This is a genomic window from Streptomyces sp. NPDC051364, from assembly GCF_040682115.1.
Lineage (GTDB): Bacteria > Actinomycetota > Actinomycetes > Streptomycetales > Streptomycetaceae > Streptomyces.
In genome coordinates, this window is sequence record NZ_JBFBAH010000007.1 from 53,361 (window position 1) to 68,323 (window position 14,963).

Here is a 14,963-nt window from a genome sequence, read left to right on the forward strand (position 1 = left end):
GCGGGAGGAGCAGCTGCGATGGACACCGGCCCCCTGTACCTGGAACCGCGGTTGGCACCGCCGCTCGCTGCGCTGCTCGGCTCGGCCCCGTTCCTGCACATGCTCGTGGACGCCCTCGGCTCGCCCCTGAACGTCCTCGTGCCCGACCAGATGGCGGAGAACACCGAGGGCTTCCGCTCCGTCTACCGCCGCCACCGCCTCGGCGGGCACGTCTTCTTCGCCCACAAGGCCAACCGTTCCCGCTCCCTCGTCCGGCGGCTCACCACCGCGGACGCCGCCGTGGACGTGGCTTCCCTCAGCGAGCTCCGGCACGCCCTCGGCGACGGCTTCACCGCCGACCGCATCATGGCGACCGGCCCCAAGGATCCGGCGTTCCTCTGGCTCGCCGCGCGGTCGGGGGTCACCGTGAACGCCGACGGCCCCGGCGAGCTGGAGGCCCTGGCGGGCCTCGTACGGCGCCACGACCTGCCTCGCCCGCGCGTCCTGCTCCGCCTCTGCGAGTTCGAGACCTCGGGACCCAGGATGCTGTCCCGCAGGAGCCGGTTCGGTACGTCCGTGAAGGCCCTCGGCCCGCTGCTGGACCTCCTCGAACGCCACCGGGACTCCCTCGATCCGGTCGGCGTCGCGTACCACCTCGACACCACGAGCCCGGACGAGAAGGCCATCGCCCTCGAAGGCTGCCTGCGCGCCATGGACGACCTGCGATTACGGGGATTCCAGCCGCGCGCCGTGGACATCGGCGGCGGCTTCGGCGTCAGCTACCTCGCGCACGCCGTCCAGTGGGACCGCTACACGAGCGAGCTCGCGGCCGCGGTGATGGGCCGCCGACCGCCCCTGACATGGGGCGGCCACGGCTACGGCCTGCACTCCGAGGGCGGTACGCTCCGCGGCGCCCTGAGCCTGTACCCCGCCCACCGCCCGGTCGCCGGCGCCGCCTACCTCGACGCACTCCTGTCACAGCCGGCCCCCACCCTGGGCCGGCCGCTGGGCACCTTGCTGCTGGAGAGCCTCTACGACCTGTACACGGAGCCGGGCCGGGCCCTCGCCGACCAGTGCGGGCTGTCCCTGGCCCGGGTCCTGGAGGTACGGCACCGGGACGCGGGCCCCGCATTCGTACGCCTCGCCATGAACGCGAACGACGTCAGCCTGGAGGACCACGGCATCCTCATGGACCCCGTGCTCGTGCCCCGCGACGGCGAGCCCGCCGGCCCGCAGGAGCCGGTCGGCGTCCACCTCATGGGCAACCTCTGCCTGGAAGCCGACCTGATCACCCGCAGAACGGTGTTCCTGCCGCGGCCGCCGAGGCCGGGAGACCTGCTCGGCTTCGCCAACACGGCCGGGTACTGCATGGACTTCAGCGCCACCCGCGCACAACAGCAGCCGGTGGCCCGCAAGGTGGCCGTCCGGCAGGAAGGAGCCGCCTGGCGCTGGTGTCTGGACGAGGAGTACTGGCCGATCGAGGAGTACCGGCCGATCACCGATTCGGGGGGACAGGCATGAGGTACGACAGCATCACCGAGGCCATCGGCAACACCCCGCTGGTCCGTATCGATCCGGCCGTACACGGCCTGCGCCACATCGACCTCTACGCGAAGCTCGAAATGCTCAACCCGTTCGGCTCCGTCAAGGACCGGGCGGCCTGGAACATGGCCCGGTTCGGCCTGCCCGGCGCCCGGGAGCGCGGCGCGACGATCGTCGAGCTGTCCAGCGGCAACACGGCCAAGGCGCTGGCCGTCATCGCGGGCATGCACGGGCTGTCGTTCAAGAGCGTCACCAACCGGATGCGCATACCCGAGGTCAAGGACCTGCTCCTGCTGCTGGGCGCCGAGATCGAGGAGCTGCCGGGCCGCAGCGAATGCCTGGACCCGACGGACACCGAGGACCCGCTGACCCTCTTCCACCAGAGGCTGAACCAGTCCGGCCGTGCCCACCTGCACACCGACCAGTACTTCAACGCGCTGAACACCGAGGCGCACGAGACGGGTACGGGCCCGGAGATCGTGGCGGATCTGGACGGCCGGGCCCCGGACTGGTTCCTCGCCTGCGTCGGCACGGCGGGTTCCTCCACGGGCGTGGCCCGGGCCTTGCGTGCCCATGATCCGGCCGTACGGGTGATCGGGCTGGTGGGCGAGAAGTCGGACTTCATCCCCGGCATCCGCAACATCGACGAGGTCCACGAGGTCGGCCTCTTCGACCCGGCCACGTACGACACGATCGAGTCGGTCAGCGCCGACGACGCCATCGACGGCATGCTGACCCTGGTCCGGCGCTGCGGGATCCTCGCCGGACCCACCGGCGGCGCCGCCTACCGGGGAACGGTCCGCCATCTGAAGTCGATCGACGCAGAGTTGACGGAGACGGACCGCAGGAGCGCGGTCTTCATCGTCTGCGACCGGGTGGAGAGCTATCTCGGCTACGTCAAACAGCGCCGCCCGGAGCTGCTGGGCCGCCCTCCCGCGCGGAACTCCGTGACCGCGCTGACCGACACCGAGGTACGGGCGGCCCAGGTCATCGAGGTGGCCGACGCACAGAAGTGGCTCGCAGCCGAGCGGCCGCTGGTGATCGACCTGCGCAGCTCCTTCGCCTACGCCGCGCTGCACATCGACGGATCGGTGAACATCGTCGACGAGCTCTTCGACGAACTCGTCCGGGGTGGCATGCCGTTCAGCAAACGGCAGCCCGTCCTCCTGGCGTGCCCGGTCGGCGAGCAGTCGGCGCGCTACGCCGCCCTCCTGACCCGGATGGGCCATCCCGACGTACGCAGCCTCGCGGGAGGGATCATCGCGTGGCGGGACGCGGGCGCGCCGCTGGTGCGTGACTGACATGGCCGACGCCGACACCGACGCTCTCGAGGAGCTGCGTTCCTGGCAGCGGCCGTTGCGCGCCCAGTTCCCGATCATCGCGGCGAACCCGGGGCTGGCCTACCTGGACAGTGCGGCGACCGCGCAGAAGCCGCAGGCCGTACTGGACGCCGTGCAGCACTACCTCACCACCTCCAACGCCAACGCGGGCCGTGGCTCGTACCCCTGGGCCAATGCGACGACGGCCGCGGTGGAGCGGGCCCGCGGCCGGGTCAGGGAGTTCCTGGGCGATCCCGAGCCGGACCGGTCGTCGGTGCACTTCACCAGCGGGGCCTCCGAGGGACTGCGGACCGTCGCCCTGGACTGGCTGGCGGGCCGGCTCACCGACGGGGACGAGATCGTCGTCCCGTTCGCCGACCACGAGGCGAATCTGGCGCCGTGGCTGGAGGTACGGGAGCTGCTGGCCCGGCAGGGCGTACGGATCCTGGTCCGGGAGCTGCCGTACCAGGACAGTTCCGGCGACTACGACCCGGCGGCACTCGCCGCGTCGGCCGGCCCCCGCACCCGTTTCGTCGCGGCCACGCATGTGCACCACGTCTACGGCGCCGACATGAACGTGCACCGGATCCGCCAGGTGGTCGGGCCGGACATCCCGATCTGCCTCGACGCCGCGCAGAGCGTCGGCCACCTGCCGTTCTCCGTTGCCGGACTCGACGTGGACTTCGTGGTGTTCTCCGGGCACAAGGCCTTGGCGCTGCCGGGTACCGGCGCGGTCTGGGCCCGTGGCCGACGGGGGCCAAAGTTCCGGCCGGGCGGCTGGTCCGGCACCCCGAACACCGTCGGCATCGCAAGCCTGACGGCCGCGCTCGACTGGCTCGACGCGGCCGGCACGGACCGGATCGAGGCGTGGACGGAGGCGCTGGCGGCGCGGCTGACGGACGGCCTGAGCCGGCTGGACGCGTACGAGGTGCTCGGCTGCCGCACCAGCCTGGCGGCCGGCTCCGAGGTCCAGCGGCGCCGGAGCATCGTGGCGTTCCGGCATCGCGAGATCGCATCCCGCGACCTCGGGTTCATCCTCTACAGCCACGGGTTCATGGTCCGCTCCGACGGCCACTGCCAGGCGGGTGCCGAGGTGAAGGACGGATCGGTGCGGGTGAGTCTGCACGTGTACAACGCAGCCGAGGAGATCGAAGCGTTGCTCGGCACCCTCGCCAATCTGCAATGATTTTCATGTGGAGTTCAGGGCCGTGAGAACGGCAGAGGCACGAGCGGACAGCAACATGAACCTGCACACGGTGGCGGCCGGCCGGTGGGTGGAACGCTGGGAGCGGCAGCAGCAGCGCTACGCGGTCGACCGCGAGGAGCGGTTCACCGTCATCTCCGACGTGGTCGAGCGCGTGACGGCGGGCTGTGCGGCTCCCCTGCTCGTCGACCTGGGATGCGGGCCGGGGTCGCTGGCCGCGCGCCTGGCGGAGCGGATGCCGGCGGCCGAGGTCGTCGGCGTCGACGCCGATCCGCTGCTGCTGGAACTGGGGCGGGCGCACCACGGAGCGGCCCTGCGCTTCGCCGAGGCCTCGATCGGGGAGCCGGGCTGGCTCGACAGGCTCGCGCTGGACCGCCCGGTGGACGCCGCCGTCTCGACGACGGCCCTGCACTACCTCGGCGAGGACACCCTGCGGCGGACGTACGAGGAGCTGGCCGAGTGCATCCGGCCCGGCGGAGTCCTCGTCAACGGCGACCATCTGGAACCGGACTCCCCCAAGGTCCACGAGCTCGCCGTCGACATCGGCCGGCGGCGCGCCGAGCGCCAGCAGGCCCTGGCGCACGAGGACTGGGAGTCGTGGTGGTCGGGAGTGCGGGCCGACCCCGAGCTGACGCCCCTCCTCGCCACCCGCGACCGGCGCACCCACCCGCGGTGCGAGGGCAACGACCTGACCCTCACCGACCACCTCGCACTGCTGCGCGAGGCGGGCTTCGAGCACGTCGGCACCGTCTGGCAGTTCGGCAACAGCCACGTGGTGGTCGCGGTCCGCTGACCCCCGCCGGCCCGACGCGGCCGCCCCTCTCCTGCGTACGGCCCCGGGATCAGGCCACCTGACGACTCGGCCGTGGGCCCTTCGGGGCAACCGGTGCGGAGGTGCCGCGCGGCGCCGGAGCATGCTCTGCGGGATCGGGATATCAGTGGCCGCAGACGGCGGTCGGCGGTGATCGCCACTGTTCGGAAGGGCGGGAGCCCGGTGGCCGTCAAACCCATTCCCGAGGGATACCCGCGGGTCACGCCGTACCTCTGTATCGGCGGAGCCGCAGCCGCGATCGACTTCTACGTGTCCGTGCTCGGTGCGACCGAGCGGATGAGGATGCCGGCGCCCGACGGCAGGATCGGCCACGCCGAGCTGGGGCTGGGCAACTCGGTCATCATGCTCGCCGACGAGTACCCGGAGATCGGATTCCGCTCGCCGAAGTCGGTGGGCGGCACGCCCATCACCCTGCACGTGTACGTCGACGACGTCGACGCCGTCTTCGCCAAGGCCCTCGCCCGCGGCGCCACGGAGGTGTCGGCGGTCAAGGACGAGTTCTACGGCGACCGCACCGGGCAGTTCGAGGACCCCTTCGGCCATCGCTGGAACATCGCCACGCACGTGGAGGACATCCCTCCGGCGGAGATGGAGAAGCGGGCCAAGGAGGCCCTGGAGTCCATGCAGGACGGTGGCTGAACCACCGGACATGCGGACGCCGGAGAGGCTGCGGGCCTCTCCGTCGTCCGTACGTGGGGCTGTGGGGGCTGTCGGCCCTCAGTGGGCGAGCTTCGCCTTCAGGTTCTGCAGGACCTCCTGCTTGATGTCCTGCGTGGTGACGGTGCCGCCGGTGCCGGTGCCGTTCCCGCCCACGGCGGTGGCGTCGCCGGTGTTGACGGCGTCGGCGCTGGCGTTACCGCCGCGGGCGGCACCGGTGGTGACCGTGCACCCGCCCTCGCAGTTGCCGACGCCGGCATAGGCGCCGCCGCCCCGGGCGGTACCGCCGACGGTCGTGTTCTCGGCATTGGCGTTGCCGCCGACGCCGATGCCGTCGGCACTGTCCTGGGGGAGCGTGACGGCCTGCTGCGGGGCGGCGGTCGGCGCGGCCATCGCGGTCGCCGGCAGCGCGACACCGCCGCCGATCAGCGCCACGGAAGCTCCGGCCAGGACGATACGACGAGTCCAGAAACGCTCAGACATGGGAATTCTCCATTCGGTGTCAAAAGGGTTCGCATTCCGCCCCGCGGAAAGGTCCGGGGATACGTTCCGGCTTCATGTTCTCGGGGGCAGTTCCTCGGTGAGGGCGCACTTCAAATAAACCCTGCGGGAGCACGTGCGTCACGCCACTCGAACACGTGACTTGACGCCGAGAACCGATCTTGATAACAGGAAGCGGCGGGAACACGCCGCGCGTCGCCAGATCCTGCTCACGGCATGACCCACACGCTAACGTCGACCTCGCATAAGCCCAGGGATCCCCGGCGTCTGCACAGCACCGGGCGTATCCGACCGGCAGCCTCAGCGCCCGCCTGCTTGGCCACAGGCGAAGACCTCGCACAAGAATCCCGGAGAATTCCGATGAACGAGCGTTCCTGGACCCGTCGTATCGTGCTGGCCGCGGCTTCCGTGGCACTGACCGGCGTCGTGGCCCTGCCGGCGACCGCGATGGCCGCACCGGCATCCCCTCAGTACGGCTACGCCAGCATCACCACCGCCGCAACCGGCAGTGCACCGAGCGTGTGCAGGGGGCTCTGCCACGACAGCAGCAACACCGCCGCAGGCAACGGCACCTCCGGCGTGTGCGAGGGGATCTGCCACGACAGCACCAACACGGCCGTGGGCGACGGTTCCTCCGGCGTGTGCCGGGGACTGTGCGACGGCAGCACCAATACGACCGTGGGGGCCGGCGCGTTCAACGAGTGCGTGGGCCTCTGCGACACCAGCACCAACACCGCCGTGGGCGACGGCGCCTTCAACGTGTGCAGCGGCCTCTGCCAGGACAGCGTCAACACCGCCGTGAGCGGTGAGGTCCTGAGCGGCACGTTCGACGCCACGAACTCGGTCGGGCAGGGCACGCGGGCCATGGGTGACAGCGACAAGGGCACGGGGGGTGACGCCAGCGCCGTCAGCGGCAATGCCAGTGCCGCGAACACCACCGTCGGCGGTACCGCCACCGGCGGCAACGCCAACTCCGGCGTCGGCACCTGCATCGGCAGGTGCACCATCACCACGGGTGCCGCGACGGGCGGCGCCGCCAGCGCCGACGCCCTCAACAGCGGCAATGCAACGGCCGTGACCGGTGACGCGACGGCCACGGGCGGCAACGGCTGACAGGCCGCAGAAGCACGAAACGGACGCCGGAGAGGCTGCGGGCCTCTCCGGCGTCTGTGGTGTGGGCTCGATTTCCTGCCCTCAATTGCCGAGCTTCTGCTTCAGGTTCTCCTTGAGCTGCAGCTTGATGTTCTGCTTGTTCACCTGGCCGCCCGTACCCTTGCCATCGCCGCCGACGGCGGTGGCGTCGCCGGTGTTGACGGCGTCGGCGCTGGCGTTGCCGCCGGTGGCGTTGCCGGTCTTGATCTCGCACTTGCCCTTGCAGTTGCCGACGCCCGTGTCGGCGCTGCCGCCGGTGGCCTCACCGCCGACCGTGGTGTTCTCGGCGTTGGCGTCGCCGCCGGTACCGATTCCGTCGGCGCTGTCGTCCTGGAGAAGGTTGACGGCCTGCTGCGGGGCCGCGGTCGGTGCGGCCATGGCGGTCGCCGGCAGTGCGATGCCACCACCGACCAGTGCCAGGGAAGCTCCGGCCAGAACGATACGACGGGTCGTGAAGAGCTCGAACATGGTAATTCTCCATTCGGAATAAGAAAAGGCTGGTAAACCGTCTTCGGGAGATTCCCGGTGAGGGCGTACTTCAAATAAACCCGACGCGAGAACGTGCGTCACGCCACTCGAACACGTGACTTGACGCCCGGAATCGATCTTGATAGAAGGCTGCGCCGTGCCCGGGTGAACTCTTCCGGCCGACCCTGTGCGAAGCGGCTCCTGTCAAGTGACGAATAGCCGGGGCTATGGCCCCATCCCCTCCTCCCGGCACGGTGGAAATCGACCGTCCTGCTCAAGAGCAGGAGCGAAACACCATCCGGACCGGAGGCATTCATGTCCCGCCGCGCAGGGGTCTTCGTGACCCGCCGACCACGGCTCATCCTCTTTGCCGCGCTCGTTTTCCTCGTGCTGTCCGCCGTGTTCGGTGCAGAGGCGACCGGCCGGCTGAAGACGCAGGGGTACGACGATCCTCGATCGGAATCCAGCCGCGCCGCCCGCGTGGCGGCCGAGCACCTGGGGGCGTCCCCCAACCTGGTCGTCGTCGCGCAGGCCCGCGCCCCCGGCTCCGTCGACGACCCGGCAGCCCGGAGCGCGGGCGAGACCCTGACCGGACGCCTTCGTACGCAACCGCACGTGAGCGCCGTGGCCTCGTACTGGACCGGCAACGCGGCGGAGCTGCGCAGCCGGGACGGCAACGCGGCCATGCTCGTCGCGCACGTGGACGGCGAGGGGGAAGAGCTCGGAACGCGGGTCAAGCAGCTGAGCAAGGAGCTGACCACCCCGACGGCCGGCACGACGGCCCTCACGGTGCACGCGGGAGGCCCGGCCCTCATCGACGCCGAGCTCCAGGACCTCTCGGAGTCCGACCTGAAGCGCGCCGAGTCCGTCGTGCTGCCGGGAACCCTGATCCTGCTGGTCCTGGTGTTCGGAAGTGTGGTGGCCGCCGCTCTGCCCCTGCTGATCGGGGTGCTGGCCATCGCCGGGACGCTGCTGGTCCTGAGCGTGCTCGGCGCCGTCACCGACGTGTCCGTGTTCGCGCTGAACCTCACCACCGCGCTCGGTCTGGGGCTCGGCATCGACTACGGGCTGCTGGTCGTCTCCCGGTTCCGCGAGGAGCTCGCCGACGGACACGGTCCGCGCAGCGCCGCGATACGGACCGTGCGCACCGCGGGCCACACGATCCTCTTCAGTGCCGCTACGGTCTCCGCCGCGCTCGCGACGCTGCTGGTGTTCCCGCCGTACTTCCTGCGCTCCTTCGCCTACGCGGGCATCGCCGTGGTGGCGATCGCGGCGGTGAGCGCCGTCACCGTGTTGCCGGCTCTGCTCGCGCTGCTCGGAAAGCGGGTGAACGCCTTGGCCGTGCCGTGGCGCCGCCGGGCCCACGCCGGCTCGGAGTCACGCTTCTGGCGGGGCCTGGCGCAGATCGTCGTACGCCGCCCGCTGATCGCGGCGCTGCCGGTGATCGGTCTGCTCGTGGTGCTCGCCGGGCCGTTCGCCCACGCCGGTTTCGCCACCCCCGACGAGCGGGCGCTGCCCGTGAGCTCGTCCAGCCGTCAGACCGGGGACCTGGTGCGCGGTGCGTTCGACATGAACGGTCCGAGCGCGCTCACGGTCGTCATGACGGGTATGGCGTCCCCGCCGGCACGGGAGGACTACGCCCGCCGGCTGTCCGTACTCCGACAGGTCGCCCAGGTCGTGGGGCCCGAGGGCAGCTTCCGGCACGGTGCGAGGGCAGCGGTCTCCGGCTCCGCCGGATCTGCGGCCCGGCCCGCCGGCGACGGCCCGGCCCAGCTCTCCGTGGTACCGCAGGTGGATCCCCAGTCGCGCGCCGCCCAGCAGCTCGTGCACGCCGTCCGCGCGACTCCCGCCCCGGCGGGCGCCCATGTTCTCGTCGGCGGACCGAGCGCGGTCCTGGTCGATGCCAAGGCCACGGTGGGAGACCGGCTTCCGCTGGCGCTCTCCCTGATCACCCTCACCACGTTCGTGCTGCTGCTCGGCTTCACGCGCAGCCTGCTGCTGCCGCTGAAGGCCATCGCGCTGAACGCCCTGAGCCTCGCTGCCGTCCTCGGCGCGATGGTGTGGGTCTTCCAGACGGGCCACCTGCAGCACATGCTCCACTTCACGCCCGGACCACTCAGTACGACCATGCCGGTGCTGCTGTTCTGCATCGTCTTCGGGCTCTCGGTGGACTACGAGGTGTTCGTCCTCGCGCGCATCAAGGAGGCGCACGAGGCCGGGCAGGACAACACCGACTCGATCGTCTCGGGCATAGCCCACACGGGCGGCATCGTCACGACCGCCGGTTCCCTCCTCGCGTTCACGCTCCTGAGCTTCGGCACCTCCCAGGTCTCGCTCCTGCAGTTCTTCGGAATCGGCGCAGGCCTCGGCGTCCTCCTCGACGCCACGCTCGTGCGGGGCGTCCTCGTACCGGCGCTCATGCGCCTGGCCGGCGGCCTGAACTGGTGGGCGCCGTGGCCCATCAGGCGCAAGGTGCCGCATCCGGCGGCCCGGGCTCCCGCGGCCACGGCCGACAGGGGTGCCCCGCGGTCCTCGCCGCCTCACCTGCCCCCACCCCCTCGCACCGCCGAATCCCATGGTGCAGACCCCGTCCCCACCGCCTTGGTCGCAGTCCGCCCGGGGCACCACGAAATGGAAGAAGACCCGTCATGACCGACATCGCCATCACCGGACTCGGCTGCCGCTTCCCCGGCGCCCCCGACATCCGCGCCTACTGGAAGCTCCTGCTGAGCGGGGAACGCCAGTTCTCCGCCGTCCCTGCGGAACGCTGGAACCACGGGACCTTCCACGAGCCCGGCGACACCTCAGCCCCCCATGCCGCGTACACCGACCAGGTCGCCTTCCTGGATGCCGTGGACCGTTTCGCCGCGCTGCACTACGGGGTGCCCCCGGCCCGCGCCCGGGCCATGGACCCCCAGCACCGGCTGATGCTCGACGTCACCCGCGAGGCCCTCGACGACGCGGGGCTGGGCCGTGGCGACTTCGACCGCGAGAACACCGGCGTCTTCCTCGGCATATCGGTGTCCGACTACAAGGACCTCATGGCGGCCCCCCTCCGGGTCCTCGCCCTGGCAGACGAGTCGCCCGCAGCCGACCACCCCGGCGGCCTCGACGCCGCCAGGGAACAGGCAGCACGGCTCGGCACCGTCCAGAGCTTCACGCTGCCCGGGAGCCTCCTCAACATGGCGGCGGGCACGGTCAGCCGGCAGTTCGACCTCGGCGGCCCCAGTTTCGCCGTCGACGCCGCCTGCTCCGGCTCACTGGTAGCCCTCGACCAGGCGATCGCGCAGCTGGGCCAGGGCACCTGCCGCATCGCCGTCGTCGGCGGCGTGTACCTCAGCCTCACCCCCGACAGCCTGGTCGGCTTCTCCAAGCTCCGCGCACTGTCCGCGACCGGGGTCTGCCGCCCGTTCGACGAGGCGGCCGACGGCTTCGTCCTCGGCGAGGGCTCCGGCGCCGTCGTCATACGCCCGCTCGCGGACGCCCTCGCCGACGGCGACCGCATCTACGCGGTGATCAAGGGCATCGGCTCGGCCAACGACGGCGCGTCTCCCGGACCGCTGACCCCCACCCCCGAAGGCCAGCTGCGCGCTATGCGCCGGGCATACGACGACGCCGGGGTTCCCCCCTCGTCCGTGGGGTTCATCGAGGCCCACGGCACCGGTACCGCCATCGGTGACCGTGCCGAGGTCGAGGCGCTGCGCCGACTGCGCACCGAGTTCCCCGACGACGACCCCGCACTGTGCTACCTCGCGGCGGGCAAGGCCCTCATCGGGCACTCGCTGTCCGCGGCGGGCATCGCGGGGCTGATCAAGACAGCCCTGGTCGTCCACCACCGCACGATCGTGCCGCAGCCGGAGACCACCCCCCATCCGGACCTGGGCATCGCCGCCGCGGGCCTGCGCTTCGCCGACACCGCACGGCCCTTTCGGGCCACGGGCACCCCGCGGCGCGCCGCCGTCAGCTCGTTCGGTTTCGGCGGCACCAACGTCCACGTGGTTCTGGAGGAGCAGCCCGCCCCTGCCGTCGGCCACCCCGCCGAACGGACCGAAGCCGGCGGACCCCAGCTGGTCCTGCTCTCGGCCGGCAACCCTGAGCTGCTGGACGAGCACATCGGCGACGTTCTCGACGCACTCGACACGGCGGACCGCCCGCCGGTGGCAGCCGTGGCCCACACCCTGGGCGCGCGTGAGCCGCTGACCGCCCGGCTCGCGGTCGTCGCCGCCGACACGGACGAATTCCTCCGGCGGCTGCGCGAGGCCCGCCGCCGGCTCGCCGACGGCGCCCGCGGCGACCTCGGCGACGGCGCCTTCGCCGCCGACGCTCCCCTGCCGCCCGCCCAGCGCCGCATCGCATTCCTCTTCCCCGGGCAGGGCAGTCAGCGGCCGGGCATGATGCAGGACCTCTACGAGAGGTTCACCGGGTTCCGGACCACCGTCGACGCCCTCAGCGCCGTGGCCCGTCGGAACATCGGCTTCGACCTCACCGATCTGCTGTACGGCGAGGCGGCGGCCGGCGAGGGCGACGACCAGGAGCTCAGGCAGCGGCTCGCCGCCACCGACGTGTGTCAGCCGCTGCTCGGCACCGTCCAGATCGCCGCCACCCACCTCCTTGCCGACTGCGGCCTCGCGCCCGACCTCACCCTGGGCCACAGCGTCGGGGAGTTCGCCGCGGCCGCCGCGGCCGGAGCCCTCACCGACGAGGCCACCGTCCGGCTGCTGGGCCACCGCGGCGCAGCCCTCCGACGGGCCGAGACCGGCTCCCGGGGCGGGATGCTCGCCGTGCAGAGCGACGAGGAGACCTGCCGCCGGCTCATGACCGGCATCGGCGACGTGTGGCTCGCCTGCTTCAACCAGCCGCGGCAGCTCGTGGTCAGCGGCTCGCTGCGGGGGCTCGCCATCCTGCGGCGCACGTGTGCCGAGGCCGGGGTCGTCACGCTGCCTCTCGAGGTGTCGGGCGCCTTCCACTCGCCGCGGTTCGCCGCCGCCGACGAAGCCTTGAGCGCGTACCTCGCCGACCGGCGCCTCGGGAGCCCCGCCCTGCCGTTCGTGTCGTCCGTGGACGCGGCGGTCTGCACCGACGCCGACCGGCTGCGTGAGCTGTGGGCCCGGCACGCGTCCGCGCCGGTCCGCTTCGGCGATGCCGTCCGGACCGCCTACGACCAGGGGGCCCGCGTCTTCCTCCAGGTGACCGGCGGCAGCTCGCTGCTCACCTCGGTACGCCGCAACCTCACTGGCCACGACGACGTCCACGCCGTCGCCGCCGCAGAGGTCGCTCCGGACGGCGGACGCGGGTTCGTCCGGGCCCTCGCCCGGCTCGCGGTCCTGGGCGCCCCGGTCGACCCGCGCGCCCTGGTTCCCGAGGAGGCCCGCCGTCTGCTGGACCTGCCGGTGGCCAGGCTCGACACCCAGTCCTACTGGGTTCGGGGCAAGCGCCCCGCGCCGCAGGACTCCCCCGCCGCCGTCCTCCCGCCCCAGCCCGCACCGCCCCAGGAGAGCTCGATGAACACCCCCGTGAGCAACCCCGTGAACAAGCCGGTGAACGACCCGGTGAACGAACTGCTCCAGCTGGTCCGCCAGCAGGTGACGCTGCTCGGCCGCCTCACCGAGACGCTCCCCGTGCAGCACCCCGCCGCGCCGGTCGCCGCCCCGGCCACGGCCGCACCCGTACCCACTGCCCCGGCCATCCCCGCCGATGAGGAACCTTCGCCGGCCCGGGGCATCGACGAGGTCACCGACGCCGTGCTCGCGCACGTGGCCCGGATCAGTGCGTTCCCGGTGGGTCATCTGCGGAGCGACCAGCTGCTGATCGACGATCTCGGCTTCGACTCGCTCATGCTGACCGATCTGTTCACCTCCCTCCATCGGGAGTGGCCGCAGTGGACGTTCGACGAAAGGGCTGCCGACCGGCCGACCGCCGGGAGGATCGCCGCGCTGATCTCGGGCGGCTCCACGGACGCCGCACCGGCGGCCGTCCCCGTACAGCGCGCCGACCACGGCGACGAAGCCCCGGCGCCGCCGCCCGCCGACCTGCCCGCGGCCGCACCGTCCGCACCGTCCGCACCGGCCACCGCCCCGCTGCCCGCGGAGCAGACGCGGATCGAGTGCTTCCCGGAGGTCGCCGCCCACGGTGAGCGTTTCGCCGCGCTCGCCCGGATGGGGCTGTCGAATCCGTACTTCCTCGTTCACGAAGGCGGCATCACGGACACGACCGTCATCGACGGCCGGGAACTCGTCTCGTTCTCCAGCTACAACTACCTGGGCATGGCCACGCACCCTCAGGTGACCGAGGCGGCCCAGGAGGCGATCGCACGCTGCGGCACGTCCGTGTCCGCCAGCCGGCTGCTGTCCGGCAGCCGTCCGCTCCACCTGGAGCTCGAGACGGAACTCGCCGACCTGCTCGGATGCGAAGCCGCGATCACCCTGGCCAATGGGCACGCCACCAACGTCACCGTGATCGGGCACCTCGTCGGCCCCGGGGACCTCGTCATCCACGACTCCCTCGCCCACGACAGCATCCTGCAGGGGTGCAAGCTCTCCGGCGCGACCCGGCGGCCGTTCCCCCACAACGACGCCGCCGCCCTCGACGCGATCCTCGGCCAGGTCCGCCACCAGTACCGGCGGGTCCTCGTCGTCATCGAGGGCGTGTACAGCATGGACGGCGACATCGCCGACCTGTCCGCCCTCGTCGAGGTCAAGCGACGGCACGGCGCGCTGCTGATGATCGACGAGGCGCACAGCATCGGGACGATCGGCGCGACCGGGCGCGGCATCGGCGAGTACTGCGGCACCGACCGCTCGGCCGTCGACCTGTGGTCGGGCACGCTGTCCAAGGCGCTGGCGAGCTGCGGCGGCTACGTCGCCGGGAGCCGCTCGGTCGTCGAGTACCTGCGCTACACCGTTCCGGGCTTCGTCTACAGCGCCGGCATGACCCCGGCCGACACCGCCGCGTCGCTGACGGCGCTGCGAATGCTGCGGGCCGAGCCGCAGCGCGTGGCGCGTCTCGCGGAGAACGCCGCGCTGTTCGTCCGCCTCGCGCGCGATGCGGGCATCGACGTCGGGGACAGTAAGGACACCCCGGTGGTCCCGTGCATCGTCGGGGACTCGATGAAGACCCTGCGACTCGCCGAGGCCATGTTCCAGCAGGGCATCAGCGTCAATCCCATCCTCCACCCGGCCGTACCCGAGGAAATGGCCCGGCTGCGCTTCTTCATCACCTGTGACCACACCTCCGACCAGATCCGTCACGCCGTGACCGCGCTGGAGTACGAGCTGCGGCACCTGGACCAGGCCATGGCCGCCTGACCCCC

General features: G+C 71.7%; 10 protein-coding genes. 8 read left to right on the forward strand and 2 right to left on the reverse strand.

Going from position 1 to position 14,963, the window contains the following annotated elements:
- Window positions 1-18: 18 nt before the first annotated feature.
- From AB0M76_RS17165 to AB0M76_RS17185, 5 genes are all read left to right on the forward strand, one after another.
- The gene (locus AB0M76_RS17165; protein ID WP_365953601.1) at window positions 19-1,500 is read left to right on the forward strand and encodes a Y4yA family PLP-dependent enzyme; all 1,482 of its coding nucleotides are present in this window, start codon (window positions 19-21) and stop codon (window positions 1,498-1,500) included.
- Window positions 1,497-2,822: a pyridoxal-phosphate dependent enzyme gene (locus AB0M76_RS17170; protein WP_365953602.1), complete on the forward strand. Its 1,326-nt coding sequence runs from the start codon at window positions 1,497-1,499 to the stop codon at window positions 2,820-2,822. The genes AB0M76_RS17165 and AB0M76_RS17170 overlap by 4 nt, the downstream gene beginning before the upstream one ends.
- 1 nt (window position 2,823) lies before the next feature.
- The gene (locus tag AB0M76_RS17175) at window positions 2,824-4,026 is read left to right on the forward strand and encodes an aminotransferase class V-fold PLP-dependent enzyme (protein WP_365953603.1); all 1,203 of its coding nucleotides are present in this window, start codon (window positions 2,824-2,826) and stop codon (window positions 4,024-4,026) included.
- A 55-nt stretch (window positions 4,027-4,081) separates the two neighbouring features.
- The gene (locus tag AB0M76_RS17180) at window positions 4,082-4,837 is read left to right on the forward strand and encodes a class I SAM-dependent methyltransferase (protein WP_365953915.1); all 756 of its coding nucleotides are present in this window, start codon (window positions 4,082-4,084) and stop codon (window positions 4,835-4,837) included.
- A 201-nt stretch (window positions 4,838-5,038) separates the two neighbouring features.
- Entirely contained in the window at window positions 5,039-5,515 is a 477-nt protein-coding gene (locus AB0M76_RS17185; RefSeq protein WP_365953604.1) for a VOC family protein, read from the forward strand.
- 78 nt (window positions 5,516-5,593) lie between these two features.
- Here the strand turns inward: AB0M76_RS17185 and AB0M76_RS17190 are convergent, their stop codons facing one another.
- Complete coding sequence (locus AB0M76_RS17190; RefSeq protein WP_365953605.1) at window positions 5,594-6,016, reverse strand: hypothetical protein; 423 nt, start codon at window positions 6,014-6,016, stop codon at window positions 5,594-5,596.
- Between the two features lie 378 nt (window positions 6,017-6,394).
- Between AB0M76_RS17190 and AB0M76_RS17195 the strand changes: the two genes are divergently transcribed.
- On the forward strand, window positions 6,395-7,147 hold the full coding sequence (locus tag AB0M76_RS17195; protein ID WP_365953606.1) for a hypothetical protein: 753 nt from the start codon (window positions 6,395-6,397) through the stop codon (window positions 7,145-7,147).
- 81 nt (window positions 7,148-7,228) lie between these two features.
- On the opposite strand, the gene AB0M76_RS17200 is transcribed toward AB0M76_RS17195, so the two are convergent.
- On the reverse strand, window positions 7,229-7,654 hold the full coding sequence (locus AB0M76_RS17200) for a hypothetical protein (RefSeq protein WP_365953607.1): 426 nt from the start codon (window positions 7,652-7,654) through the stop codon (window positions 7,229-7,231).
- Window positions 7,655-7,969: 315 nt separating this feature from the next.
- On the opposite strand from AB0M76_RS17200, the gene AB0M76_RS17205 reads away from it, so the two are divergent.
- Window positions 7,970-10,306, forward strand: coding sequence for an MMPL family transporter (locus AB0M76_RS17205; RefSeq protein ID WP_365953608.1), 2,337 nt, complete (start codon window positions 7,970-7,972; stop codon window positions 10,304-10,306).
- A complete protein-coding gene (locus AB0M76_RS17210; protein WP_365953609.1) occupies window positions 10,303-14,958 on the forward strand; it encodes an aminotransferase class I/II-fold pyridoxal phosphate-dependent enzyme in 4,656 nt (1,551 codons plus the stop codon). Before AB0M76_RS17205 ends, AB0M76_RS17210 begins: the two co-directional genes overlap by 4 nt.
- The last annotated feature ends 5 nt before the right edge of the window (window positions 14,959-14,963 follow it).